Origin of the sequence: Fluviibacterium sp. S390 (assembly GCF_049800695.1) — a bacterium.
In the GTDB taxonomy this organism is placed as follows: Bacteria; Pseudomonadota; Alphaproteobacteria; order Rhodobacterales; family Rhodobacteraceae; genus Meridianimarinicoccus.
In genome coordinates this window covers 1-25,513 of sequence record NZ_JBNAFN010000006.1, presented here as the reverse complement: position 1 = coordinate 25,513, position 25,513 = coordinate 1, and the positions used below count along the sequence as shown (strand labels likewise).

The following is a 25,513-nucleotide window of genomic DNA, read 5'->3' as shown; positions in this document are numbered from 1 at the left end:
AGACATCGGGGCCAAGCGCCCCGAGAGATTTCCCTGCCTTTGCGCTGACCGACCCTTTCGGACCGGGCGCCACAGGCAGACGAAAGACAGCCCCCCTGGGGTAGTATCACGGCCCATCATCAGGCTTCTGCCGCATGGGTTTTCAACGGCGCAGCACGCGCCAAGGACCAGAATGCGATGCATTGCGCACGGAACATGACTGACGCAGCGACGGCCCGGATGGCCGGCCGCGTGTGGCGGCATGGGACTGGGGCAGGCGTCGCCGCAACTAGACACCCCCACCGCAGGCCAGAGCAGATTGCCCACGCGCCTCCGCCGGGTCGGTGCAAAGAGATTACATGGCTAAGAAAATGCTTATCGACGCAACGCATGCGGAAGAGACCCGCGTCGTTGTTGTTGACGGAAACAAGGTCGAGGAATTCGACTTTGAATCGGAGAACAAGCGCCAGATTGCTGGCAACATCTATCTAGCAAAGGTTACGCGGGTCGAACCGTCGCTTCAGGCGGCCTTTGTGGACTATGGCGGAAACCGTCACGGGTTTCTGGCGTTCTCGGAAATCCATCCCGACTATTACCAGATCCCGGTCGCGGATCGCGAGGCGCTGCTGGCCGAGGAACAGGCCTATGCCGATCAGATGCGCGACAATGACGCCGAGGACGGGGAAGAAGAAAAACCTTCGAAACCCCGCCGCTCGCGCACGCGGTCGCGTCGGAAGTCCGACAAATCGAAGGATGCCAATTATGACACGCCGGTGACCGAGGCTGCGGCCGCGGTTGAGCCCGCGATTCCGGGCATGGATGTGGTCGATCTGGGCGAAGATGACCAGACGCAGGACGCAGCCACGCTGGTGGACGATCTGCCCGCCAAGGTGGATGCCGAGGCTGACGTGACCGTGGACACCGCCGAGGTTGCCCCCGCATCCGAGGCCGAAAGCACTGCCCCCGAAGTGGAGCCTGCCGCCGCCCCCGAGGTTGTTGCCGCCGCCGCCCCCGAGGTTGTTTCCGCCCCCGCCCACGAGGTTGATGCCGCCCCCGAGACCGTTGATGTTGCCGTGCAGGCAGAGACGCCGCAGGACGAAGTTGCGCCGCAGGCCGACACCCCCGAGAACTCCGAAGACGCTCCGGCAACGGAAACTCCCGCTCCCGCAGATGACGCCGCACCTGAAGAGACCCCCGACACCGACGGCCCGCGCTCCATCGCGGCCAGCACCCCGTCGGACGTGGTGACCAGTGCCGATCCGGAAACCCTGAAAGACACCGACGACGATACCCCGGCGGCCGAGGTGGCCGACGAGCCGGCCGATTCGCTGCCGCCGCTGGCCGATGCCGCCGCGGATGATGACGCCGAACTGCCCATCGAAACGCCCGTCGAAGAAGTCGAGTCCAAGGACGGAGACGATCAGATCGAAGACGTGGCCGATGATGACACGGTCGAGGACATTCGCCCGCCGCGCCGCCCGCGTCCGCGTCGCTACAAGATCCAGGAAGTGGTCAAGGTCCGCCAGATCATGCTGGTGCAAGTGGTCAAGGAAGAACGCGGCAACAAGGGTGCGGCCCTGACCACCTATCTGTCGCTGGCCGGCCGTTATTGCGTGTTGATGCCCAACACCGCCCGTGGCGGCGGCATCAGCCGCAAGATCACCAACGTCGCTGACCGCAAGAAGCTGAAACAGATCGCCGCCGAGATTGACGTGCCCAAGGGCGCGGGCCTGATCGTGCGCACCGCCGGTGCCAAGCGCACCAAGGCCGAGATCAAGCGCGACTATGAATACCTGCAACGCCTGTGGGAACAGATCCGCGAACTGACGCTGAAGTCGGTCGCGCCCGCGAAGATCTATGAAGAAGGCGACCTGATCAAACGCACGATCCGCGACATCTACAACCGCGAGATCGACGAGGTTCTGGTGGAAGGCGAAGGTGGCTATCGCATCGCCAAGGACTTCATGAAGATGATCATGCCGTCCCACGCCAAGAACGTGAAACACTACAACGAACCGATGCCGCTGTTCTCGCGGTTCCAGGTGGAAACCTACCTGAGCGAGATGTTCAATCCGACCGTGCGCCTGAAATCCGGCGGCTACATCGTGATCGGTGTGACCGAGGCGCTGGTGGCCGTGGATGTGAACTCGGGCAAGGCGACCAAGGAAGGCTCGATCGAGGAAACCGCGCTCAAGACCAACTTGGAAGCCGCCGAGGAAGTGGCGCGCCAGTGCCGCCTGCGCGACCTTGCCGGTCTGATCGTCATCGACTTCATCGACATGGAAGAGCGCAAGAACAACGCTGCCGTCGAGAAGCGTCTGAAAGACAAGCTGAAGACCGACCGCGCCCGTATCCAGGTAGGCCGGATCTCGGGGTTCGGCCTGCTGGAAATGTCGCGTCAGCGTCTGCGTCCCGGTATGATCGAGGCCACGACCCAGCCTTGCGCCCATTGCCACGGCACCGGCCTGGTGCGGTCGGACGACAACGTCTCGCTGGCAATTCTGCGGGAGTTGGAGGACGAAGGCACGCGCAACCGCTCGCGCGAGGTGCTGGTGAAAGCCCCGGTGGTCATCGCCAACTACCTGATGAACGCCAAGCGCGAACACATCGCCCATATCGAGACGCGTTACGGCATGGCCGTTCGGGTCGAGGCGGATGTGACCCTGATCAGTCCCGACTACTCGGTCGAGAAGTTCAAGACCGCCACCCGCAAGGTGGAAGTCGCAGCACCCGTGATCTCGATCGACATGTCGAACATGCCCGAGTTCGAGGAAGAGGATGACATCGTCGAGGAGGCCGAAGAGGTCACCGTCGAGGCCACCCACGAGACCCAGCCCGAGGGCGAGCAGGAGCGGACCGAAGCCCGCGAGGATGGAGACGACAAGCCGCGCAAGCGCCGTCGTCGCCGGCGTCGTCGGCGCGGCAATGGTGCCAACGGCGAAAACGGCGAGGCCACTGCGGCAAGCAGCGAAGACGCGGCCGCTGATGCCGGGTCCGAAGCTGCTGCCGAAGCTCCGCAGCAGGACGATCCGGAGGTCGCGGCGGCCCCCGTCGATGCCGCACCGCAGGACACGGCAGAGGAAACCCCTCTGACAGAGCCCGAGGCCACACCGGCAGAGGAAACTCCGGCTGTTGTTGCCGAGGTGATCGAGGTTCAAACCGAGGCCGAACCCGCGCCCCAGATGGATGTCGTATCGCAGGCTGATCCTGCCCCGCAGGACAATCCGGCGCCGCAGACCGATGCCGCCCCGGCAGTGGTGCCGCTTGCCGAGGCAGATCTGGCCGAAGCGGTGATCAATGGCGCCACGGTCGAACCGGATGCACCTGAAGACAGCCCCCCTTCGCCGGACACCGCCCCGGAACCGGAGGCCGAGCCCACTCCGGCCCCGGCCATCCTTGCGGAACCGGTGGTCGAGGAGACCGCTGAAAGCGCGCCCGCAGAGGACGCACCGGCAGAACCGGCCAAGCCGAAAAAGCGCGGATGGTGGTCGGCGGGTCTCTGACCCGCGCCGTCTATCCCTTGCGGATCAGGTAGCGCGTCACCGCGCCTTCGCTGGACTGCGACAGCAGATCGTGCCCCGCTTCATTGCAGAAGTGGGGCACATCTATGACCGCCGCAGGATCATCGGCCAGCAGACACAACACCTGCCCGGACGACAGGCCTTGCAGGCGCTTGCGCGCGCGGAGAACGGGCAGGGGGCACAGCAGCCCCAGGGCGTCGACTTCAAGATCATGGGTCATGGCCAACGAAATAATCCGCACCGCGCACAAAGACCACGGGAATGTGACATTCGGCGACGTGACGCCCCTCGGCGCTTGAGATAAGCCAAAGCCATGTTTGGGATCGAAATCATCGACGCAGGGCTGCTGCCCGCCATGGCCGTGGCGCTGGTCGCCGGAATGCTGTCTTTCCTGTCGCCCTGCGTGCTGCCCATCGTGCCGCCGTATCTGGCTTACATGAGCGGCGTGTCGCTGGCCGACCTGTCCGATCGCGAAAGCACCCAACGCAACCGGGCGATCTTGCCCGCGCTGTTCTTCGTGCTGGGTCTGTCCACGGTGTTCCTGTTCCTGGGCTTCACCGCCTCGGCCATCGGGACGCTGTTTCTCAGCTACCAGGGATATTTCAACACCATCGCCGGCATCCTCGTGATGATCTTCGGTGCTCATTTCATCGGCGTTTATCGCATCGGCATTCTGGATCGCGAAGCACGTCTGGATGCCGGGGACCGCGGCGGCTCGGCCCTGGGTGCCTATGTGCTCGGCCTCGCCTTCGCCTTTGGCTGGACGCCCTGCATCGGGCCGCAACTGGGCGCAATCCTGTCGCTGGCCGCGTCCGAAGCCTCGCTCACCCGCGGCACGCTGCTGTTGTCGATCTATGCCATCGGTCTGGGCGTGCCCTTCCTGCTGGTCGCGGCCTTCCTGCCGCGCCTGACCGGTGTGATGGGCTGGATGAAACGGCACATGGAGCAGATCGAAAAGGTCATGGGCCTGCTGCTATGGACCATCGGCCTGCTGATGCTGACCGGCGGGTTCTCCTCGTTTTCCTATTGGCTGCTCGAGCATTTCCCGGCGTTGGCCGCCCTTGGGTAATCCCAATGCGCCGCTGATTTTGCAAGGCTCGTCCCGGAAGATTCGAAATACCCGGTATGCGTTAATTCCCGCACGTGTTAGGCGAGTTTTATTCTTATAGGTTGTCACACGAAATTGAGAGAAGAATGAACGCGGTATAATTTCTCAATTCATCAGGGGCTGCCGGGAAATTCAGTCGCAAATCCCAATTTGTTCTACCTCAAATTTATTCGATAAAATTGATATATTGGAGGGACTTTCAAAAGGGAGGGTCTACCAATGGCAATGCGCATCCTACTTGCGGCAGGGCTGGTCATGAGTGTCTCTGCACCTTCGGCGATCAATGCCGACAACCCCAACTGGAGCGAGGCAAAGAAGCACCAGATCGAAATCAACCGAGAAGCGAATGCCGGCAAGGGCAACGGTGGTGAATTCCGCGGCAGGAAAACGCCGTCTGAGTCCGGCAGGGATCTTGATCCCGGAAATTCCGGCGATCACAATCAGGCCGGTAAAAAGAAATAGCCTGCCTGACGTAATTCCACGGCTGACGTAGATATTTGCCGTAGCTTCTTCTTGGTAAAAATACTCACGGCCAAAAGCCTGCCACTTATTCGGCGGCAGGCTTTGGGAAGCGCGTGTTCCAGAATGTCTCCAGTTCAGGATCTTCCAGCAATTCTCCTGGATCGGAAAAACGATTGCGCTTCCATCCTGTCGAGGTGCCGCGACAGTGCAGCAGGCTGACCTGTGTCTGGTTGGTGAACAGATCCTGCAACGGGCCGCCAATATGATGAACGGCCCAGCCAAAGCGATCCTGTACGCCGCCTGGGCGCAGGCACCACTTGCGGTTGCACGGACGATCCGGGCTGCGGCGAAACCCATGCGCCGCGTGTCCCACGGGGCCATCGGTGTCGGGGTCCGGATAGACCCAGACTCCGTTCAGCGTGGCCATGCCGACCATGTTCCCCACCGCCAAATCGAAAATGCTGGGTGCGTCGTCGGCCTTGCGGGCGATCTCGTCGATGTCCACGCTCAGCACCGCGCGGGCGCGGGCCAGCGGATCGCGCCGCCCGATGTTCAGCATGGCGGTCTGGAAGAACCGCGGGCTGACCTCCAATTTGCGCGACCGGTCGGTCGGGCCATAGGGATAAGGTGCCGAGATCACCGCCGAGCGGGCCAGTCCCCGCACCTGTGACAGCCGCGCGTTCACCTCGGCCAGCGTGTAGTCGGTCGAGCCGTTGTCGAACAGCACGACGCCCTCGGCCCCATGTGTCTGCGCGTAATAGGCGGCCCAGTCGGCGATCCAATCCAGGCGGTTGTTCTTGTTCACCGCCACAAGGCAGTTCAGCCCGGCGAAGCAATCGCCGATGCCATCGCGAAAGGCGACCGGCGCGGTCTCGCCCTGCCAATCCAGCGTCAGGCTGCCGCGCGGGGCATGCACTTCGACCTGTTCACAGCGTAGCCACTTGCGCCGCGTCACTGCCCGCGTCTTTTTCCCGTTGACCCGCAGCCCCTGCCGGAACGGCCTCCAGAGGTTCAGGAACCGCGGGGCGGTGAACAGATAGCTGCGCCGCTCGGCCAGGTAGACGCAATCGTAGTAGAGCGTCGTGCGATCGAACCGCTCCAGGTATTGCTGGGTGCGGCGGTCGGGTTTGCGCACATGGTCGCGCACGATCGGGCCGTCCGGGTCCAGGACCCGGCCGCAGGCCTCGAGGATCAGGTGGTCACTGTGCAAATCCAAGCTCCTTCACCTGCCGCTCCAGATCATCCATCAGGCTCTTCAGTTCCGGATCTTCGCGCAGATCCCCGTTGGCCTTGTGCCGCGCCTTGAACGGATGCCAGCCGGTGGAACAGGCCCGGCAATGGACGATTTCATGCGCTGTGCTTTCGCGGTTCAGCTTGAACGCCTCGCCGCCGACATGATGCACGTACCAGCCCATCTTGCTGAGCAAGCCACGCGGTGCCACACACCATTTGCGCGGCGTGCGAGTGCGTGTCGGGTTGCGCCAGCGATGCGCCCATTGCGGCGACGGGCCCTGGGTGCCCGGCGCGGGATCGGCCCAATAGACCGGCAGCCGCGCCGCCCCCCAGGGTTTCGATGCCGCCCGGTCGAAAACCGAGGTGCCATCGCGGCTGAGCACCAGCTCATCAATATCACAATTCAGCACCGCCCGCGCCTGCCGCAGGAACGACCCGCGGGCCAGGTTCAGCATGGCCGGTTGCAGGAAATTCGGCCGGGTTTCGCCCTTCAGCACCTTGTCGGTGGTGCCATAGGGGTAGGGGGCCGAGGCCACGCAGATGGATTTCAACCCCGGCACCTGCGCCAATGCCCCGGCCAGATCCTCGGGCGTGTAGTCGGTCGAACCATTGTCGAAGATCAACACCCCCTCCAGCCGATGCTGCCGCACATGGTGCAGTGCCCAGGTCTGCACCCAGAGCAGCGGGTTGTTGCGGTTCATGGTCACCGCGCAGTTCAGGGCGGAAAACGGTGGCGCGTCATCGGTTCGGGGCAGAATCTCGGTCACTTCCGAGGGGCCGTGAAACGTCAGTCGGTCATGCATCCCGGCGACCCGGATCTGGGCGTACTTGTCGAAATCCCGGATGCGCAACCGCAGCGGCGCGTCCTGCGCATCGCGCAACCCTTCGGTCAGCACCGGTCGCAGGTTCATCAGCGGTGGGGCGGTGATCAGCAGGTCGCCACGCTCGGGCCGGCGGACAATGTCGTAGAACAGCGTCGTGCGGTCATAGGTCTGCTGGTAGTTCTCGGTGCGCCGTTCGGGCGGGCGCATGTGGTCGCGCAGCACCAGGCTGTTGGCGGGCAGGGTCAGGCCGACAAGACGAAGGGTTTCAGGCGCTTGCATGGGTTCCGAAGTTCTGCCGCGCCCCTGTTCGGGTCCGACGGTCGCAAGAGTGGATCGACCGCGACCCTACAGAGGCGGCTTGGAAATGTCATCTGCTGTCACTTGCACCTGTGACCGGGCGCGGGCCAGCGCCTCTTGCGTGTGCGACAGCACGAACAGGCGGATGGCGGTGGCAAGCCCCACTTCCAGCCCGCGCGCCTCATCGACCTGGGCCGCCAGCGCGTTGACCGACAGCCCGTCCTCGATGGCGATCTGGCGGAAGGCATCCCAGAAGGCATCTTCCAGCGACACGCTGGTGGCATGGCCGTGCAGCGTCAGCGAGCGTTTGCGGGGACGGGTGGTCATGCGTCGGTGGGGTCGTCGCGGCGGGCATGATCCAGCAGGCGGGTGATCTTTTCGGACTCGGCGGCGTCGCGGGCCTTTTCGGCGCGGGTGCGGCCATGGCTGACGGCATTGGCATCGGCCTGCCGCTTGCGCTCGGCGCGGACCTTGGCCTTACGATAGCGTGACAGGTTGATGGGGGTGTCTGCCATGGTTCAGAGACCCCGTGCCGAAAAGGTGTCGCAGGCTTGCGGATCGCCGGTCTGGTAGCCCGCCGCGAACCAGCGCTGCCGCTGGTCGCTGGTACCATGGGTGAAACTGTCGGGAACCACCACCCCGCGGCTGGCCCTTTGCAGGGCATCGTCGCCAATGCGGGCGGCGGTGTTCAGCGCCTCTTCAATGTCGCCGGGCTCCAGCACGCCGAACTGGTCCTGCACGGCACGGGCCCAAAGGCCTGAATAACAGTCGGCCTGAAGTTCCACCCGCACCGAGATGGCATTGGACTCGGCCTGGCTGGACTGGGCGCGCAGGCGGTTGCTGTCTTCCAGCGTCCCCAGCAGGTTCTGAACGTGATGCCCGACCTCATGCGCCACCACATAGGCCTTGGCGAAATCGCCGCGGGCGCCCAGTTCGGTGTCCATGATCCGGAAGAAATCGGTGTCCAGATAGACCTGCTGATCGTTGGGGCAGTAGAACGGGCCGGTGGCCGCATCCGCCAGCCCGCAGGCCGAAGACGTGCGGCCGGTAAACAGCACCAGCTTCGGCTCCATGTATTGCAGGTTGGAATTGCGGAAGATCTCGCCCCAGACCTCTTCGGTGTCGGCCAGCACGACAGCCACGAATTCCTCGGAGCTGTCGTCGATCTGGTTGGGGCCGGTGGGGGCGGGCGCCGGGCTCATGCCGCCGCCGCCCAGAAAGGGAGTGACATCGACCCCCAGAAAGGCGCCGATCAGGACCACGGCCAAAAGGCCGATTCCGCCCAGTTTTGCGGGGCCGCCCGTCATGCGGCGGCCACGCCGGTCTTCGATGTTACGACTTGTCCGCCGTCCTTGCCAACGCATCTGACCTTCTCCTCCGGTTTCTGGAAGTGTCCCTGAAACCAGAGGGGTGGGTCAACCGTCTGGCGAAGGAAACACCAATCAGCTTTTCGGGCCGATCATGTCTTCGGGGCGCACCACAGCGTCAAAGGTGGCCTCATCCACGAAGCCAAGGGCGATGGCTTCTTCTTTCAGCGTCGTGCCGTTCTTGTGGGCAGTCTTGGCGACCTTGGTGGCATTGTCGTAGCCAATGGTCGGCGCCAGAGCCGTCACCAGCATCAGGCTTTCCTTCATCAGCTTGTCGATGCGCGGCTCGTTCGCCTGGATGCCCAGCAGCATCCGCTGGGTAAAGCTGTCGGCCACGTCGCCCAGAAGCTGGATCGACTGCAGCAGGTTGTAGGACATCATCGGGTTGTAGACGTTCAACTCGAAATGGCCCTGGCTGCCGGCGAATTTTATCGCCGCGTCGTTGCCCATCACATGGGCGGCAACCTGGGTCATGGCCTCGGCCTGGGTCGGGTTGACCTTGCCCGGCATGATCGACGAACCCGGCTCGTTCTCCGGCAGGATCAGTTCGCCCAGACCGGAACGCGGGCCGGAGCCGAGGAAGCGGATGTCGTTGGCGATCTTGTACATGGACCCGGCCACGGTCGCGAGCGCGCCGGACATGAACACCATCGCGTCATGGGCCGACAGGGCTTCGAACTTGTTGGGGGCGGTGACGAAGGGCAGGCCGGTGATCTCGGCCATATGGGCCGCCACGGCCTCGCCCCAGCCCTGCTTGGTGTTCAGGCCGGTGCCGACGGCGGTGCCGCCCTGGGCCAGTTCATAAATGCCCGGCAGCGCGGTCTCGACGCGGGCGATGCCCTGGCGGATCATATGCGCGTAGCCCGAGAATTCCTGGCCCAGCGTCAGCGGCGTGGCATCCTGGGTATGGGTGCGGCCGATCTTGATGATGTCCTTGAACTCTTCCGACTTGGCTTCCAGACCCTCGGCCAGCTTGGTCAGGCCCGGCAGCAGCACGTCGCGCACCGACATGGCGGTGGCGATATGCATGGCGGTCGGGAAGGTGTCGTTGGATGACTGGCCCATGTTGCAATGGTCGTTCGGATGCACCGGGTCTTTTGAGCCGATGACGCCGCCCAGGATCTCGATCGCGCGGTTGGCGATGACCTCGTTCGAGTTCATGTTCGACTGGGTGCCCGAGCCGGTCTGCCAGACCACCAGCGGGAAGTTGTCGTCGAACTTGCCCTCGATCACTTCACCGGCGGCTTCGATCACAGCATCGGCAATGCGGGCGTCCATATCGCCGGTTGCCTTGTTCTGCATGGCGCAGGCTTTCTTGATGACGCCAAGCGCGCGCACAATGGCCACGGGCTGTTTTTCCCAGCCGATGGGGAAGTTCATGATCGACCGCTGGGTCTGGGCGCCCCAATACTTGTCGGCAGGAACTTCAAGCGGTCCGAAGCTGTCGGATTCGGTGCGGGTCTGGGTCATCGGGATATCCTCTGAAAACAGGTTCCCGATGCCTATAAGCGGCGGCTGGAGGGCTGGCAATGCGACGGGGAAGCGGGTTAGCGATATCAGCCGGTTACCCGCGCGCCCTGCCTACTTGCGGAAACTGTCCAGGCTGACGACTTCGGCGTCTTTCGGCCCGGAAGCCTGTTCTGCCTCGGGTTCCACGTCCTCGGCCATGGGGGCGGCTTCCAGGTCGTCGTCGTCCTCGTCGTCCTGGGTTTCGAAGCGCAGGCCGAATTCCACAGACGGATCCACGAAGGTGCGGATGGCATCATAGGGAATATACAGCGGCTCGGGCCGGTCGCCGAAATTCAGGGTGATGGCAAAACCGTCGTCATCCACCACCAGATTGTCGAACCAGTGCTGCACGACGATGGTCATTTCTTCCGGGTAGCGGTCCGACAGCCAGTCGGCCATTTGCGCATCGGGGTGCAGCGTATCGAAGGTGATGAAAAAATGATGCTCTCCGGGCAGGCCGTGCTCGGACACCTCTTCCAGCACCTGCCGGATCAGGGTGCGCATGGCGCGGTGCATGAGATTTCCGTAGTCGATGCTGCGTGACATATGGCTCGGCCCTCTTTCCTTTCTAAAGGTCTATCGGAAGGGGGGCGGGAATGAAAAGGGCAGAAAACGCCCATTCTTTCAGATGCCCGCCAGCCCGAGCGCCAGCCCCAGCCCGGCCGACACGGCCAGAACCCGTGGCAGCGGCCAGTGCAGGCGCAACAGGCACAGGGCGGCGATCAGGCCAAGGGCGGCGGCTGGGGTGTCAAAACTGGCCCAGTCGGGGCGCAGCAGGGTGACGGGGCCGAAGCGTACCTCGGTGACCTGTCCGAACAGCACATGCAGGGCGAACCACACCGACAGGTTCAGGATCACCCCCACCACCGCGGCGGTGATCGCCGACAGGGCGCCGGACAGGCGCGGCTGATGCGCCAGCCAGTCGATGTAGGGAGCGCCGGCAAAGATCCACAGGAAGCAGGGCACGAGGGTCACCCACAGCACCACCGCGCCCGCGGCCAGTGCCAGCCCCACGCCGCCACGCAGATCGCCCGCCAGCATGCCGACGAATTGCGTCACCAGAATCAGCGGCCCCGGCGTGGTTTCGGCCAGTCCCAGTCCGTCGATCATCTGCTGCGTGCTGATCCAGCCATGCTCGGCCACCACGGCCTGGGTCATATAGGCCAGCACCGCATAGGCGCCGCCGAAAGTCACAACTGCAAGCTTCGAGAAGAACAGCGCCAGATCTGTCAGGAAAGCGGCATCCGCCAGCCACAGGGCCGCGACGGGCAGCAGCCACAACCCGCCCCAGACGGCAATCGTGCGGCGCAGATGCCCGCGCGGCAGCGCGGTCGCGTCGTCAGGGGGGCGGGCGCGGGTGCTGAAAAATCCATAGGTGCCGGCGGCAAGGATGATGGCCGGAAACGGCAGGTGCAGGAAGAAGATGCCCACGAAGGACAGCCCGGCGATGGCCCAGCGGTCGGCGGACTTCAGCGCCTTGCGGCTGACCCGCAGCAGGGCCTCCAGCACGATCACCACCACCGTGGCCTTGATGCCCACGAACAGCGCCGCCACCAGCGGCAGCGTGCCGAACCGGGCATAGAGCAGGGACAGCGCCGCGATCACCGCCGCACCGGGCAGCACGAACAGCCCCCCGCCCAGCAGCCCGCCGGGCACCCCGCGCAACCGCCAGCCCGCATAGGTGGCTAGCTGCATCGCCTCGGGGCCGGGCAGCATCATGCAGAAGGACAGGGCGCGCAGGAACTGGTCCTCGGTCAGCCAGGGGCGGTCCTCGACCAGCTCGCGATGCATCAGCGCGATCTGCGCCGCCGGGCCGCCAAAGGACAACAGGCCGATGCGGCCGAACACGCGCCAGAGTGCGCCAAGGGAAGGGGAAGGCGAGGCCATGCGAATGTGTGACCGCCACGGGCCAGGGGCGCAAGCCGAAGCCTGCGGGTGTCACGACTGCGTCGCATGTTGGGGGGGAAGTGCAGGTTTCTGTTGCCAGGTACCTGCGAACCCCGCCAGCCGCTGCAAAGCGACTGGACTTAAGATTTCGGTATTAGGCACTGCTTACGCAGCGACTGCCACCGGAGCACGATTGTTGTTTGCAACTATGCTTTTTGAACCGATAACGGTGGTATCTCACCGAGACAAAGCTAACCCCTTTAGACGTCCGTCGATCCTGTTTCGGCCCCATGATCCCCAAACAAAGGATTTTTGGTGGAGCCGCCGGGTACCGCCCCCGGGTCCAGTCCGTGTATTACGAGCGCGTTTATGTCCATAGTTCCGAAGAACAATCCAAATGTAGGCGCTGATGCGGCCATGTGCAAGCGGCCGCAGGCAGGATCGGGCTTGATTTGTCGTTTGGACGCGATACAACGGGGATTGAATATTAGAACGGTTCTAAAAAAGGTGGATCCATGTTGTCCCGTTTCACCGGCCGTCGGCGGTTTTCCGACCTGACCGAGCAGGAAGTGCTCGCCCTTGCGATTTCGTCCGAGGAGGACGACAGCCAGATCTACCGCAGTTTCGCCGCGCGACTGCGTGAAAGCTATCCGGCCAGCGCAAAGATCTTCGAAGGCATGGCGCGCGAGGAAGAAGGGCACGCGCAGCGGTTGATCGACCTGCACAAGGCGCGGTTCGGTGACACCATCCCCCTGATCCGGCGCGAGCACATCGCCGATTTCTACACCCGCAAGCCGGTCTGGCTGATGGAGAACCTGTCGCTGGACGACATTCGCGGGCAGGCCGAGGAAATGGAACGTGGCGCGCAACGCTATTACGAGGCCGCCGCTCGCCGCAGCACCGATGCCGACACCCGCGCGCTTCTGAACGATCTGGCCGCCATCGAGGCCGGGCATGAGGCCAGGGCCGCCGATCTGGCCGAACAGCATCTGACCGAAAGCGCCAAGGATGCCGAGGAAAAGACCCGGCACCGGCAGTTCGTGCTGACCTGGGTGCAGCCTGGACTGGCAGGGTTGATGGACGGCTCGGTCTCGACGCTGGCACCGATTTTCGCCGCGGCCTTTGCCACGCAGGACACCTGGCAGACTTTCCAGGTCGGGCTTGCGGCCTCGATCGGGGCGGGCATCTCGATGGGCTTCACCGAAGCGGCCTCGGACGATGGCGAAATCTCGGGCCGGGGGGCAGCATGGAAACGCGGCGTGGCCTCGGGGGTGATGACCACGATCGGCGGGCTTGGCCACGCGCTGCCCTACCTGATCCCGGATTTCTGGACCGCGACCACGATTGCCGTAATCGTCGTCTTCATCGAGCTTTGGGCCATCGCGTGGATCCAGAACAAATACATGGACACGCCGTTCTTCCGGGCAACCCTGCAGGTGGTTCTGGGCGGCGCGCTGGTGCTGGCCGCAGGCATCCTGATCGGCGTCGGTTAGCGACGCCCTGTCTGCCAGACAAGGAAAAGGCCCCGAAGTGGGGCCTTTTTTGTCAGTGGCTTAGAAGCCGGCCTTGATGCGTTCGAACTCTTTGACCATCTGCTCGCGCAGGCGGATGTCCATGGGCACCTGGTTCAGGACCGGCCCGTCGATGGGGTTCAACCCGACCTCTTCCAGCGTGGCGGCGTCGATGGCCTCCATGGCAGCGGCATTGCCGTGACCATAGCCCCATTCGGTGACGATATATTCGGCGACCGAGGGTTGCAGGAAGCTTTCCATGAAGTCATGCGCCTTGGCCTCGTCGCCCGGACCGTCCTTGATGTTGACGTAGCCGCAGAACCACATGGAAGATCCTTCCTGCGGCTCGCGTTCAAAGGCAATCGGCTGGCCCTCGTCGGCCAGTTGCACCGGGGTTTCGTTCCAGGCCCAGCTCAGCAGCACCTCGCCGGTGCCCATCAGTTGCGCCAGTTCGGCGCCATCGGTCCAATAGGTGCGCACAAGCGGATGCACTTCGCGCAACCAGGCGCTGGCCTTCTGGAAATCCTCCTCGGTGGCCTGCGTCCAATCGGTGGTGCCGGTGGCCAGATAGGCCAGCGCATAGGCATCATCGACCACATCGGGCAGCGAGATCCGCCCCGCCAGCGCCGGGTTGGTGAAGACCTGAAGCGTCGAGACATCCTCGGGCGTCAACTCATCAGTGTTATAGGCGATGGCGGTGGCGCCCATGTCGCCGGGGATGAAATAGACCTTGCCATCCTGCACGAAGGTCGGGTCGGTGCGGAACACCTCGGCCACCTGCATGTAGCTGGGGATCTTCGACACGTCCCAGGGTTCGATCAGGTCGGCCTCGATCCACTTCTGGACGGATTGCGGGCAAGGGTGGGCCACATCCGCGCGAAAGCCCGAGCGCAACTTCTGAAACGCTTCTTCCTCATCCCCGAAGAAGGAATAAGTCGGCATGTCGCCATGTTTTTCGGCGTAGGCTTCCCAATAGGGATCTTCCTCGAACCCCGACCAGTCAAGGATCAGCAACTCGCCGTCGTCGGCCTGTGCCGGCAGGGTCAGGGCCAACAGCGATACGCCGGCCAGAAGGGAGAGAGAGGAACGCATCTGTTGGAGACTCCTTGTTTTTCTGCACATCGACCCGATCTTTTTGACCATGGCCGCAATCACATTTGATTGACGTGGCAACGGTAGGCAAGGCCGGGAAAATCCGTCAAGCATGACCCAAGGACGGCATTAACGGATTCCGGGCCGCTTTCACGCGATACAACCGGATAAAACGACAAGGGGAAACGATGTTCAAAGCACTGGTGGTTCAGAAGAACGAAGCCGGAGAAACCTCGGCCGCGATCGAAGACGTGTCCGTAGATCGCCTGCCCGAGGGTGACGTGATTGTGGCCGTCGAATATTCGACGGTGAACTACAAGGACGGGCTGTGCCTTGGATCGGGCGGCGGGCTGGTGCGCACTTATCCGCATGTGCCGGGCGTTGATTTCGCGGGCGTGGTCGAAAGCTCCGACGATCCGCGCTTCACCCCCGGCGACCGGGTGGTGCTGAACGGCTGGCGCGTCGGCGAAAACCGCTGGGGCGGCTACGCCGAGAAAGCCCGCGTCAAGGCCGACTGGCTGGTGAAACTGCCCGAGGCGATCACCACCCGGCAGGCGATGGCGGTGGGTACGGCGGGCTATACTTCGATGCTGTCGGTCATTGCGCTGGAAAACCACGGGCTGACGCCTGACAAGGGTCCGGTTCTGGTCACCGGGGCTGCCGGCGGTGTGGGCTCGGTCGCCACGGCGATCCTTGCCAACCTCGGGTACGAGGTGGCCGGTGTGACCGGGCGGCCCGAGACCGCCGACTACCTGAAATCGCTGGGCGTGTCGCAGATCGTGCCGCGCGACGAGATCAACGAGACCGTCAAGCGTCCGCTGGAGACCGAAACCTGGGCCGGCTGCATCGATGCCGTCGGCGGGCCGATGCTGGCGCGGGTGCTGGGACAGATCAAATACGGCGGATCGGTGGCCGCCGTGGGACTGGCGGGCGGCGCCAATCTGCCCGCAAGCGTCGTTCCCTTCCTGCTGCGCGGGGTCAACCTGCTGGGCATCGACAGCGTGATGCGGCCCATCGAGGACCGGGTCGAGGCGTGGAATCGTCTGGCCACCGACCTGCCCATGGACAAGCTTGAAGCGATGATCCAACCCGCGACCCTTGCCGATCTGCCGCGACTGGGGGCGGATATCCTGAAAGGACAGGTGCAGGGCCGCGTTGTGGTCGATGTGCACGCCTGAGTGATCCGACCCCGATCCCGCGCCGTAAGATATTGTAAAGGCATTTGACGCGCGTGGGGGCGGTATGAGTAGCAAGGATCCGGTCATCTGGTGGGTCAGGCGTGATATGCGCCTGGCCGACAACCCCGCGCTGCGTGCGGCCATCGACCGGGACGTCCCGGTCCTGCCTGTGTTCATCTACGACGAAGTCATGGAAACCCACGGCGCGCTTCCCGGATGGCGGCTGGCGCTGGGGGCGGAGGCGCTGGACAAGCGCCTGCGCGACGCCGATAGTCGCCTGATCCTGCGCCGGGGCAGGGCGCTTGATACCCTGCGGGCGCTGATTGCCGAAACCGGGGCGACGGCGGTCTACTGGTCGCGTCTTGTGGACCCGGACAGTCGCGCGCGCGACAGTTCGGTCAAATCCGCGCTTGTCGACGACGGCATCGACGCGCGCAGCTTCGCGGGCCATCTGCTGTTCGAACCCTGGACCGTGGACACCAAGCAGGGCGGCTATTATCGGGTTTATTCGCCCTATTGGCGGGCCGTGAAGGATCGTGATCCCGGCCTGCCGCTGGCCACACCTGCGCGCATTCCGGCCCCCGACACCTGGCCCGCGTCAGAGACCATTGCCGACTGGCAGCTTGATGCCGCCCTGAACCGCGGGGCCCAGGTGGTCCGCCCGCATCTGGGGGTCGGAGAGGAGGCCGCCGAAACCCGTTTGGCGCGGTTTCTGGACGGGCCGGTCGACGACTACCGCAAGATGCGGGATTTCCCGGCAGAGCCCGCGACCTCGTTCCTCAGCGAGAACCTGACCCATGGCGAGATCAGCCCACGCCGGTTGTGGCACGCCGGGCAAGAGGCCGCGCGGCAAGGCGCGAAGGGGGCCGATCATTTCCTGAAGGAGTTGGTCTGGCGCGAATTCGCCCACCATTTGGCCTTTCACACACCCCGGATCACCACCGACAACTGGCGCGAGGGCTGGGATCGCTTCGGCTGGTCCGGCAAGGAAGACAGCCCCGAGGTGATGGCCTGGAAACAGGGGCGCACCGGGGTGCCCTTCGTCGATGCCGCCATGCGCGAGATGTATGTGACCGGCCATATGCACAATCGGGGGCGGATGATCGTCGGATCTTATCTGACCAAGCATCTGATGACGCATTGGAAAATCGGGCAGGCGTGGTTCGCCGACTGCCTGCGCGACTGGGACCCGGCCTCTAACGCCATGGGGTGGCAATGGGTTGCCGGCAGCGGCCCCGATGCGGCACCCTATTTCCGGATTTTCAATCCGGTGACACAATTGGAAAAGTTCGATCCCGGCCACGGGTATTCCGGGCGCTGGCTGGCCGAAGGCCGCGCCAACCCCTCTGCCGATGCGTTGGCCTATTTCGATGCTGTGCCCCGATCCTGGGGCCTGAGCGCCAAGGATGCCTATCCCGACCCGGTGGTCGGCCTGGCCGAGGGGCGCAAACGCGCGCTGGCCGCCTATGAGGCACGGGATTTTTGAAAGACGCGGGGGGACAACCTCGCCACTGCAACAGGACAAAGGAACGAAGATGACATTCTTGACCAGCACCAAAGGGCAGACCGATTTGCCGCGTTACTTCGGGGCGGCTTTTGCCCAGGCCGCGCGGCTTCCCTGCGGGCGTCTGGATGTGCATCTGGACGACGGGCGGGTGTTTCGCGTCGAGGGGGCATCGCCCGGTCCGGTAGCGGAAGTGCACATTCACAACCGTGAAGTGTTCGCGCGCCTGCTGCGCGAGGGCGACCTTGGGTTTTCGGAAGCCTATATGGACGGGTGGTGGAGCACGCCGGACCTTCAGGCTTTCATGGATCTGATCAACACCGCCGACGACGCCATGCTGAACGGATTCCCGGCCATGGGACTGGTGCGGGCGCTGGAGCGGCTGCGGTTCTGGCTTCAGTCGAACTCGCGGCGTCAGGCCAGGAAGAACATCTCGCACCACTACGATCTGGGCAATGATTTCTATGGTCAGTGGCTGGACGAGACGATGACCTATTCGTCGGCCTTGTTCGACACCGGGCAGGAAAGCCTGGAAGCCGCCCAGACCGCGAAATACGCCGCGATGGTGGATGGCATGGACGTGGCACCGGGCGAGCATGTGCTGGAGATCGGCTGTGGCTGGGGCGGGTTCGCCGAGTATGCCGCGAAAGAACGGGGCCTGAAGGTGACCGGGCTGACCATCAGCAAGGAACAATACGACTATGCCCGCGCGCGTATGGCACGGATCGGCCTGTCGGATCGCGTCGAGATCAAGTTGCAGGATTACCGCGAAGAAACCGGGCAGTACGATGGCATCGCGTCCATCGAGATGTTCGAAGCGGTGGGCGAGAAATACTGGCCGGTCTACTTCAAGACCCTGCGCAACCGCCTGAAACCGGGCCGTGCCGCCACCTTGCAGATCATCACCATCGAGGATCCCCGCTTTGACGCCTACCGCAAGCAGGTGGATTTCATCCAGAAGTATATCTTCCCCGGAGGTTTCCTGCCCAGTCCTAGCGTGCTGCGTCGCGAGGTGGAAAAGGCGGGCCTTGCGGTGGCGGGATCCATCGAGTTCGGCGAGAGCTACAGCCAGACCCTGCGCCGCTGGGCCGAATCCTTCAATGATCGCTGGGACGAGATCTCGCGCATGGGCTTCGATGATCGGTTCCGGCGCATGTGGGACTTTTATCTGACCTCCTGCGCGGCGGCCTTCCGCACCGGAGTCTGCGATGTGACCCAGATCACCGTGCGCGCGCCCGCCTGACCCGTCGCGGGGGTGGGGCCATCTGACGGCTGGACCCGCCCGCGCCAAGAAGGCACCAACGGGCGACAGGCGCAAGGAGATCGCATGGCGAGCTACAAGGTTCAGGGCCCGTTGGCCGACGAGACATTGCTGACGACCGTGTTGGGCAGCGACGCCTACCAACTGGCAAACCTGCTCGATCCCGAAGGCTGGCCGCAGGCCGACCTGACGCTGATCACCGCCGAGGCTCAGGCGCGTCTGGACTACTATCTGGCCGCGCATGGGCTGGACCTGTCCACGGAGTTTGCACAACTCCTGCCGGACAATCAGATACTTGCGGGACGAACCTTCAGTGCGGACGTCTGGACGCCACGGTGGCGCAACATCTGGCGTGCGGCGGCGGAAGAGATCATGCTGCACCGGACGTCGCGCTCGCCCGAGACGCTGACGACCTGGTTGAACAACATCTGGTCGCGCGCGGATTCGCGACTGCGTGCGCAGGCGGCGCGGCGGGTTTGCCCCAGCGGGTTGGATCGCGATGACCTGACCGTCCAGCACAAGTCCTATGGCTACTATCAGTATTTTACCGTGGTCGATTACATCTATGACCACGCCCATTTCGACGGCACCCGCAGCGAGGCCCTGACGCGCGGGGTGTTCATGGCTTCCGACGCGGTGACGGTTCTGCCCTATGACCCGGTCCGCGACCGGGTGCTGGTGATCGAGCAGTTGCGCGCCGCGCCGCTGGCGCGCGGCGATCGCGGGCTCTGGCTGATGGAACCCGTGGCGGGCCGGATCGAACCGGCTGACGATCCCGAGGACACCGCCATCCGCGAAGCCTGGGAAGAAGCGCATGTGCAGGTGACGGGGCTGCACAAGATCGGCGAATACTACCCCTCGACCGGCGCGTTTTCCGAGTACCTGTATTCCTTCATCGGACTGGCGGATCTGCCCGACGATGCCGGAAAACTGGCGGGTCTGGACATCGAGGGTGAGGACATCCGCGGCCATGTCATGAGTCGCACCGGGTTGATGGCCGCCATCACGCGCGGTGACATTCCCGTGGGGCCATTGATGATTTCCGCCTACTGGCTTGATGCAAACCACCACAGGCTTGGTGCGGGCGGTTGAAACCGCCGCCTTGCGTGCCTAGACAAGGCAGACACATCTGCATTCTGGAGTTCCAATGGCGATTTACCCTGACCTGGCATCCGCAATCGGCAACACGCCCCTGATCCGCCTGAACAAGGTCAGTGACGCCACCGGCTGCGAGATCCTCGGCAAGGCCGAATTCCTCAATCCGGGCCAGTCGGTCAAGGATCGCGCCGCGCTTTACATCATCCGCGACGCGGTCGCCAAGGGCCAGTTGAAACCCGGCGGCACCATTGTCGAAGGCACGGCGGGAAACACCGGCATCGGGCTGGCTCTGGTGGGCTGCTCCATGGGGTTCCGCACGGTGATCGTGATCCCCGAGACCCAGAGCCAGGAAAAGAAGGACATGATCCGTCTGGCCGGGGCTGAACTGGTGCAGGTGCCGGCGGCGCCCTATCGCAATCCCAACAACTACGTCCGCTATTCAGGCCGTCTGGCCGAGAAGCTTGCCAAGACCGAGCCCAACGGCGCCATCTGGGCCAACCAGTTCGACAATGTCGCCAACCGGCAGGCGCATGTCGAGACCACCGCTCCCGAGGTCTGGGACCAGACCGGCGGCAAGGTCGATGGCTTCATCTGCGCGGTCGGCTCGGGCGGCACCATCGCCGGGGTGGCCGAAGTGCTTCAACCCAAGGGCGTGAAAATCGGTCTGGCCGATCCCGAGGGCGCGGCGCTGTACAACTTCTACACACAGGGTGAGTTGAAGGCCGAGGGCGGCTCGATCACCGAAGGCATCGGGCAGGGGCGGATCACCGCCAACCTTGAAGGCTTTACGCCCGACATGTCCTACCAGATCCCCGACGCGGAAGCCTTGCCCTATGTCTTCGACCTGCTGCAGGAAGAAGGACTGTGTCTGGGCGGATCCTCGGCCATCAACATCGCCGGCGCGGTACGCATGGCCCGGGACATGGGGCCGGGCCACACCATCGTGACGATCCTGTGCGACTATGGCACCCGCTATCAGTCCAAGCTGTTCAACCCGGCCTTCCTGAAGGAAAAGGGGCTGCCCGTGCCAGCATGGCTGGATCGGGCCCCTGCCAGACTTCCCGCCGTGTACGAGGATTGACACGCATGATGACGCGCATCGCGGCGCATGTGCGCCTTGCGGCGATGCTGGTGTTGCTTCTGGCGGCACCGCTGTCAGCGCAGGATCTCACCGAGGAGACCTTCGCCGACTGGGAAAGCATGGCGGGACGCATCGAGCGTGTGCTGGAGGCCGACACCGCCGATGATGCGACGTTGGAACGGCTGCGCAACGATCTGGCCGAGTATCGAGAGCGGTTTCTGGCCGCGCAGAACACCAATGAATCCCAGGTCGAGCGGATCGAGCGTCAGCTTTCTGCCCTGGGACCGGCCCCTGCTGAAGGCGAGGCCGAAGCCGAAGAGGTCGCCAACCGTCGCGCGGCACTGAACACGCAGCTTCTGGAACTGCGCCAACCGGTCCTGCGCGCCACCGAGGCCTTTGTCGAAGCAGACGGGCTGGTCAGCGAGATCGATGCCGTGCTGCGGGACCGACAGGCGCGGCAGGTTCTGAAACGGTACTCCAGCCCGATCAACCCGTTCAATTGGGGATCGCTGCTCGGCGATTTCTCAAAGGCCTTTGGCCGTCTGCCGAGCGAGATCCTCCTGATTCTGCGGGACGAACACCAGCGCCAGTCGATCATCGACAATCTGCCAAGTGTGTTGATCTCGTTTTTGGCGGGCATCTTTCTTCTGTTCCGCAGCCGCCACTGGCTGGAAAAAGCCTTCCAGAAAACAGCCAAGATCCGAAATCGCGTGCTGCAGCATGTCGTCCGGGTGGTCCTGGCGGCGGCGCAACTGGTGCTGCCCTGGGCCGGTCTTGGCCTGCTGCTGGTCGGGCTGCAACTGACCGGGCTGTTCGGCCGGACGGGCAGCGCGCTTCTGGCCGGCTTTGCCTCTTTCGGGTTCATGCTGATTTCGGGGATCTGGCTGACACGCCACCTTTTCCCCAAGGAGGGTCCCGACGAAACACCGCTGCGCCTGCAAAACTCGCAGGTTTCCGGCGGACGGATGCTGTCGCGCACCATGGTGTTGACCCTGGCGCTTGAGCAGGGGCTGAGCACCTTTTCCCAACGCATGCAGTTCATGCCGCAGACCGAAGCCTATGTCGGCCTGTTGCTGAGCTTCATTTGTGCCTATGCGCTGCTACGCATGGGCCGGTTGTTCCGCCACACGGTCGCCCAGGACATCTCGAAGGATCACGGGTTCTCGAACGGGGTGGTCAACTTCCTTGCTCTGGCCGGGATGTTCCTTGCGGTCGTCGGCCCGCTTGCGGGCATTGCCGGCTATGCGGTGCTCAGCAAGCAACTGGTGTTTTCCACCGCCGGCACCTTTCTGGTGTTGGGTCTGATCTCTCTGCTGGATCGCGAGTTCAGGCAGACCATACAGATGTATCGGACCAGCCGCGGCAAGGACGAGGCTGACGAGGGTCTTCTCCCGACGCTGGTCGCGGCGGCGCTGATCCTGGTGTCGTTGCCGTTCATTGCGCTGATCTGGGGCGCGCGGGTCACCGACCTGACCGAGATCCTGGCCAAGGTACGCGAGGGCTTCAGGGTCGGCGAGATACAGCTGTCGCCCATGGTGTTCTTCACACTGGCTGTGGCGTTCGCGGCGGGCGCGGGCCTGACCCGGCTGGTGCAGGGTGCCCTGCGCAACACGGTTCTGCCCAAGACCCGGCTGGATCTGGGGGCGCGCACAGCCATCGTTTCGGGCGTTGGCTACATCGGGTATTTCCTGGCCGCGATCGTTTCGGTGACGCTGGCGGGCATTGATCTTTCGAACCTCGCGATCCTGGCCTCGGCGCTGGCGGTCGGCATCGGTTTCGGCTTGCAGACCATCGTGTCGAACTTCGTGTCCGGCATCATCCTGCTGGTGGAGCGTCCGGTGTCGGAAGGCGACTGGATCGAGGTGGGCGGCGTCATGGGCTATGTCCGCCGCATCTCGGTGCGCGCCACAAGGATCGAAACCTTCGACCGCACCGATGTGATCATTCCCAACGCCGATCTGGTCTCGGGGCAGGTTACCAACTGGACCCGAGGCAATCTCATCGGTCGCGTTATCGTGCCGGTGGGCGTGGCCTATGGCACCGACACCCGCAAGGTCGAAAAGATCCTGCTCGAGATCGCCAACGAGCATCCCATGGTGGTGATTTCGCCGCCGCCATCGGTCTACCTGATGGGGTTCGGCGCAGACTCGGTCGACTTCGAGATCCGCGCCATCCTGCGGGACGTCAACTTCCTGCTGGGCGTGAAGTCCGACATGAACCACGAGATCGCCCGCCGCTTCGCGGAAGAAGACATCGAGATCCCCTTCGCACAGCGCGACCTGTGGCTGCGCAATCCCGAAGCCCTCGGCGAAATGGCAGGCTCGGGGGCTGCCCCCAAGGTCACCCCCATGATGCCGCCGCCCCAGCAAACGCGCGGAGCCGACCCGGGGGAGCCCGAAGGCGACGATCCCGACTAGGCCCTGACTGCGGGGGTGGTTTCGGCACGGCAGGGCAGGGATCGAGGCCGGGTCGCGACGCAGCCGCGCGCGGTTTGCATCGGTGTGGAAGAATGCAGCCGCGAGCGACAACGACCCCACCGGCTGTCGCGTCAAACGTCTGGCATCCAGTACGAAAAAACACCAAAACCACCTTGCCCTCGGTTCCCGATCTCTGCTAACCGTCCGCCTCACGGAGAGGTGGCCGAGTGGTCGAAGGCGCACGCCTGGAAAGTGTGTAGGCGGGAAACCGTCTCCAGGGTTCGAATCCCTGTCTCTCCGCCATTATCCCCATCGCGAACCAGTGACAGCCCTTCGACGGGCACGGATTTTTCCGTTTTATCAAAGGGGTTTGCGAGAACCGACCGAACTTCATAGACGCGACGTCACGCTGCAGCTGGGCTCAGAATGGCCCTCGGTCTCAGTTTGGGCGAACCTCGCCCGCTCCGGTTCGGTCCCGTTTTCTCGTTACCTTTCAATGCTCTGCCGCCGAACCCCGCCAAAACCCAAATCGGCGATCCGAATGATATCAATGTCAACATAGACAGAACACACGGTAGGCGCGTTGCTCGGGATGCCAGCGTAAAGTTGCGGATTGCTTGGGTGGTTTCGCATCCCAATTCCCCGTCGAAACCCGTGATGAAAAACCGTCCGGCACCGCTGGCGCTTCAGGGACCCCGGATCGCCTCAATCTGGTGCAGAGGCCATACGGCGGCCTCGCAAAGGCGCGTCCTTCGAGCAGGATGGACATGTGCCGATGTCATCTTGCGAGCGGAGTGCGAGCTACCGTTGCGGGAGACCGAGCAATGATCGGCTGCCCAAAGGTGCAGGTCACACTTGTTCTGTGTGCTTTGTTGGTTATATTGAATACAGGTAAGATAACAGGAGCAGCGCGATGTCCCGAACGACAACGATGACCGTCCGCCTTGGTGGGGCCTTGAGCGACTTCGTATCCGCCAATGTCGGCGATGACGGGTCGTACGAGAACGTCAGCGAATACATCCGTGACCTGATCCGCCGGGACAAGGAGAGAGCGGAGCAGGAAGCCTTCAGCAGGTTGAAGGCCGAGTTGACGCATGCCTTCTCCGCGCCGGAGGACTCCTATCAGTCGCTGACGGCGGCCGAGGTGATCGCGCGGAACCGGGCCTGACCCGGTGCCCGCAATCCATATCCAGGAAGGGGCGTCCCATCGCCTCGATGACATCTTCCGCTATACCCGGGACAGGTTGAGTGAGGATCAGGCCGAGACGTACATCACCCGTCTGTTTGCCGCATTCGACAAGATCACAGCCCACGGTGTGGTGTCAAAGCCCATCCCGGCCGAGTTTGGCCTCAACGGGTTCTTCTTTCGCTACGAGCGCCATTTTGTTTACTGGCGTCATCTCTCAAATGGTGACATCGGGATCGTGACAATCCTGCACGAGCGGATGCATCAGATCGACCGCTTCCGGGATGATTTTTATGAGTAGCGTCATTTTCCACCGTACTTTGTATGGTTTACAGACCAACTCTCTGTCGGTCAGGTTTGTGGATTCTTGGGAGTGGAGTCAAAAAAAGTATAACGGGGCTCGCCGATGGATTGCCCAAAATAAAACTGGGGAGAATTGGCTTGGCATATGATGCTGAACGCGCAAGAGAACTACTTAGAATTGGTTCGGGGCATAGATCTGCGGATTTTCGAGAGGGTCAGGAAGATGCCATTCGCCATATTGTTGAGGGAAAGGGGCGGCTACTAGGTCATGTTGACAAAAGGCGGACCCAGAGGCGGATTGACGTGATGTCTATGAAACCGAGGAAGCTCTCAGCCGTTTTGTCGTAGCGTGTGGCGACGCGGCGGGCATTCTTGAGCTTGTTGAAGCATCGCTCGACCAGGTTGCGTAGGGAATACAGAGAGTGATCCACGCCGACGCGCATTTTGCGGGATTTGCGCATCGGGATCTGGGTTAAAACATCCCGCGCGCCCATTGTTTTGCGAATGCTGTCAGCATCATAGCCCTTGTCGGCCAACAGGACGCTTGGCTCGGACAGATTGTCAGCCATGACCAGATCAAAGCCCATGTAATCGGACGTCTGGCCCGGCGTGATTTCGGTTCTCATGGGCAGGCCTGCCGCGTTGACGCGGAGGTGGATCTTGGTCGTGAACCCACCTCTTGAGCGCCCAAAACC

23 protein-coding genes, 1 tRNA gene and 1 other RNA gene are annotated in these 25,513 nt (G+C 63.3%); 13 read left to right on the top strand and 12 right to left on the bottom strand.

What is annotated here, in order from left to right; translation table 11 throughout:
- Positions 1 to 338 precede the first annotated feature (338 nt).
- Positions 339 to 3,482 (top strand): Rne/Rng family ribonuclease, encoded by a 3,144-nt coding sequence (locus ACP15K_RS06490; protein ID WP_424990107.1) that lies wholly within the window; start codon positions 339 to 341, stop codon positions 3,480 to 3,482.
- Positions 3,483 to 3,492: 10 nt separating this feature from the next.
- Here the strand turns inward: ACP15K_RS06490 and ACP15K_RS06485 are convergent, their stop codons facing one another.
- Positions 3,493 to 3,720, bottom strand: coding sequence for a sulfurtransferase TusA family protein (locus tag ACP15K_RS06485; RefSeq protein WP_193141054.1), 228 nt, complete (start codon positions 3,718 to 3,720; stop codon positions 3,493 to 3,495).
- Positions 3,721 to 3,813: 93 nt separating this feature from the next.
- Here ACP15K_RS06485 and ACP15K_RS06480 point away from each other — a divergent pair, with 93 nt between their 5' ends.
- Both ACP15K_RS06480 and ACP15K_RS06475 read left to right on the top strand, forming a co-directional pair.
- Positions 3,814 to 4,569, top strand: a complete 756-nt coding sequence (locus ACP15K_RS06480; protein ID WP_193141053.1) for a cytochrome c biogenesis CcdA family protein — start codon at positions 3,814 to 3,816, stop codon at positions 4,567 to 4,569.
- A 258-nt stretch (positions 4,570 to 4,827) separates the two neighbouring features.
- Entirely contained in the window at positions 4,828 to 5,070 is a 243-nt protein-coding gene (locus ACP15K_RS06475) for a hypothetical protein (RefSeq protein WP_193141052.1), read from the top strand.
- Positions 5,071 to 5,155: 85 nt separating this feature from the next.
- On the opposite strand, the gene ACP15K_RS06470 is transcribed toward ACP15K_RS06475, so the two are convergent.
- The 9 genes from ACP15K_RS06470 to ssrA all read right to left on the bottom strand — a co-directional run bounded on the left by ACP15K_RS06470 (position 5,156) and on the right by ssrA (position 12,616).
- A complete protein-coding gene (locus ACP15K_RS06470; RefSeq protein WP_424990106.1) occupies positions 5,156 to 6,280 on the bottom strand; it encodes a hypothetical protein in 1,125 nt (374 codons plus the stop codon).
- Complete coding sequence (locus ACP15K_RS06465; RefSeq protein ID WP_424990105.1) at positions 6,270 to 7,406, bottom strand: hypothetical protein; 1,137 nt, start codon at positions 7,404 to 7,406, stop codon at positions 6,270 to 6,272. The genes ACP15K_RS06470 and ACP15K_RS06465 overlap by 11 nt, the downstream gene beginning before the upstream one ends.
- 66 nt (positions 7,407 to 7,472) lie before the next feature.
- The gene (locus ACP15K_RS06460) at positions 7,473 to 7,751 is read right to left on the bottom strand and encodes a ribbon-helix-helix domain-containing protein (protein ID WP_424990104.1); all 279 of its coding nucleotides are present in this window, start codon (positions 7,749 to 7,751) and stop codon (positions 7,473 to 7,475) included.
- Positions 7,748 to 7,939, bottom strand: a complete 192-nt coding sequence (locus ACP15K_RS06455; RefSeq protein ID WP_424990103.1) for a DUF4169 family protein — start codon at positions 7,937 to 7,939, stop codon at positions 7,748 to 7,750. Before ACP15K_RS06455 ends, ACP15K_RS06460 begins: the two co-directional genes overlap by 4 nt.
- Positions 7,940 to 7,942: 3 nt before the next feature.
- Positions 7,943 to 8,788: a KPN_02809 family neutral zinc metallopeptidase gene (gene ypfJ, locus ACP15K_RS06450; protein WP_424990102.1), complete on the bottom strand. Its 846-nt coding sequence runs from the start codon at positions 8,786 to 8,788 to the stop codon at positions 7,943 to 7,945.
- 78 nt (positions 8,789 to 8,866) lie between these two features.
- Positions 8,867 to 10,261 carry a class II fumarate hydratase gene (fumC, locus tag ACP15K_RS06445; RefSeq protein ID WP_193141046.1) on the bottom strand — a complete coding sequence of 465 codons (1,395 nt, stop codon included), beginning with the start codon at positions 10,259 to 10,261 and terminating at the stop codon, positions 8,867 to 8,869.
- A 111-nt stretch (positions 10,262 to 10,372) separates the two neighbouring features.
- Positions 10,373 to 10,846: an SspB family protein gene (locus tag ACP15K_RS06440; RefSeq protein ID WP_424990101.1), complete on the bottom strand. Its 474-nt coding sequence runs from the start codon at positions 10,844 to 10,846 to the stop codon at positions 10,373 to 10,375.
- Positions 10,847 to 10,924: 78 nt separating this feature from the next.
- A complete protein-coding gene (gene chrA / locus ACP15K_RS06435; protein ID WP_424990100.1) occupies positions 10,925 to 12,187 on the bottom strand; it encodes a chromate efflux transporter in 1,263 nt (420 codons plus the stop codon).
- A 79-nt stretch (positions 12,188 to 12,266) separates the two neighbouring features.
- Positions 12,267 to 12,616, bottom strand: a transfer-messenger RNA (tmRNA) gene (ssrA, locus tag ACP15K_RS06430).
- Between the two features lie 86 nt (positions 12,617 to 12,702).
- Here ssrA and mbfA point away from each other — a divergent pair.
- Complete coding sequence (gene mbfA / locus ACP15K_RS06425; protein ID WP_193141043.1) at positions 12,703 to 13,680, top strand: iron exporter MbfA; 978 nt, start codon at positions 12,703 to 12,705, stop codon at positions 13,678 to 13,680.
- Between the two features lie 60 nt (positions 13,681 to 13,740).
- On the opposite strand, the gene ACP15K_RS06420 is transcribed toward mbfA, so the two are convergent.
- The gene (locus tag ACP15K_RS06420; protein WP_424990099.1) at positions 13,741 to 14,790 is read right to left on the bottom strand and encodes an extracellular solute-binding protein; all 1,050 of its coding nucleotides are present in this window, start codon (positions 14,788 to 14,790) and stop codon (positions 13,741 to 13,743) included.
- A 188-nt stretch (positions 14,791 to 14,978) separates the two neighbouring features.
- Here ACP15K_RS06420 and ACP15K_RS06415 point away from each other — a divergent pair, with 188 nt between their 5' ends.
- From ACP15K_RS06415 to ACP15K_RS06375, 9 genes are all read left to right on the top strand, one after another.
- Positions 14,979 to 15,968: an MDR family oxidoreductase gene (locus tag ACP15K_RS06415; protein ID WP_424990098.1), complete on the top strand. Its 990-nt coding sequence runs from the start codon at positions 14,979 to 14,981 to the stop codon at positions 15,966 to 15,968.
- Between the two features lie 64 nt (positions 15,969 to 16,032).
- Positions 16,033 to 17,454, top strand: a complete 1,422-nt coding sequence (locus ACP15K_RS06410) for a cryptochrome/photolyase family protein (RefSeq protein WP_193141040.1) — start codon at positions 16,033 to 16,035, stop codon at positions 17,452 to 17,454.
- 49 nt (positions 17,455 to 17,503) lie between these two features.
- Positions 17,504 to 18,715, top strand: coding sequence for a class I SAM-dependent methyltransferase (locus ACP15K_RS06405; protein ID WP_424990097.1), 1,212 nt, complete (start codon positions 17,504 to 17,506; stop codon positions 18,713 to 18,715).
- Positions 18,716 to 18,799: 84 nt separating this feature from the next.
- Positions 18,800 to 19,825 carry an NUDIX domain-containing protein gene (locus ACP15K_RS06400; RefSeq protein WP_424990096.1) on the top strand — a complete coding sequence of 342 codons (1,026 nt, stop codon included), beginning with the start codon at positions 18,800 to 18,802 and terminating at the stop codon, positions 19,823 to 19,825.
- A 55-nt stretch (positions 19,826 to 19,880) separates the two neighbouring features.
- Positions 19,881 to 20,912 carry a cysteine synthase A gene (locus ACP15K_RS06395; RefSeq protein ID WP_424990095.1) on the top strand — a complete coding sequence of 344 codons (1,032 nt, stop codon included), beginning with the start codon at positions 19,881 to 19,883 and terminating at the stop codon, positions 20,910 to 20,912.
- A 5-nt stretch (positions 20,913 to 20,917) separates the two neighbouring features.
- Positions 20,918 to 23,329 (top strand): DUF3772 domain-containing protein, encoded by a 2,412-nt coding sequence (locus ACP15K_RS06390; protein ID WP_193141036.1) that lies wholly within the window; start codon positions 20,918 to 20,920, stop codon positions 23,327 to 23,329.
- Positions 23,330 to 23,542: 213 nt separating this feature from the next.
- Positions 23,543 to 23,632 (top strand) — tRNA-Ser (locus ACP15K_RS06385).
- Positions 23,633 to 24,242: 610 nt separating this feature from the next.
- Positions 24,243 to 24,497: a ribbon-helix-helix domain-containing protein gene (locus ACP15K_RS06380; RefSeq protein WP_424990094.1), complete on the top strand. Its 255-nt coding sequence runs from the start codon at positions 24,243 to 24,245 to the stop codon at positions 24,495 to 24,497.
- 4 nt (positions 24,498 to 24,501) lie between these two features.
- Positions 24,502 to 24,816 carry a type II toxin-antitoxin system RelE/ParE family toxin gene (locus ACP15K_RS06375; RefSeq protein ID WP_424990093.1) on the top strand — a complete coding sequence of 105 codons (315 nt, stop codon included), beginning with the start codon at positions 24,502 to 24,504 and terminating at the stop codon, positions 24,814 to 24,816.
- A 268-nt stretch (positions 24,817 to 25,084) separates the two neighbouring features.
- Here the strand turns inward: ACP15K_RS06375 and ACP15K_RS06370 are convergent.
- A partial coding sequence (locus tag ACP15K_RS06370) for an IS5 family transposase (protein WP_424990092.1) occupies positions 25,085 to 25,513 on the bottom strand: 429 nt, incomplete at its 5' end.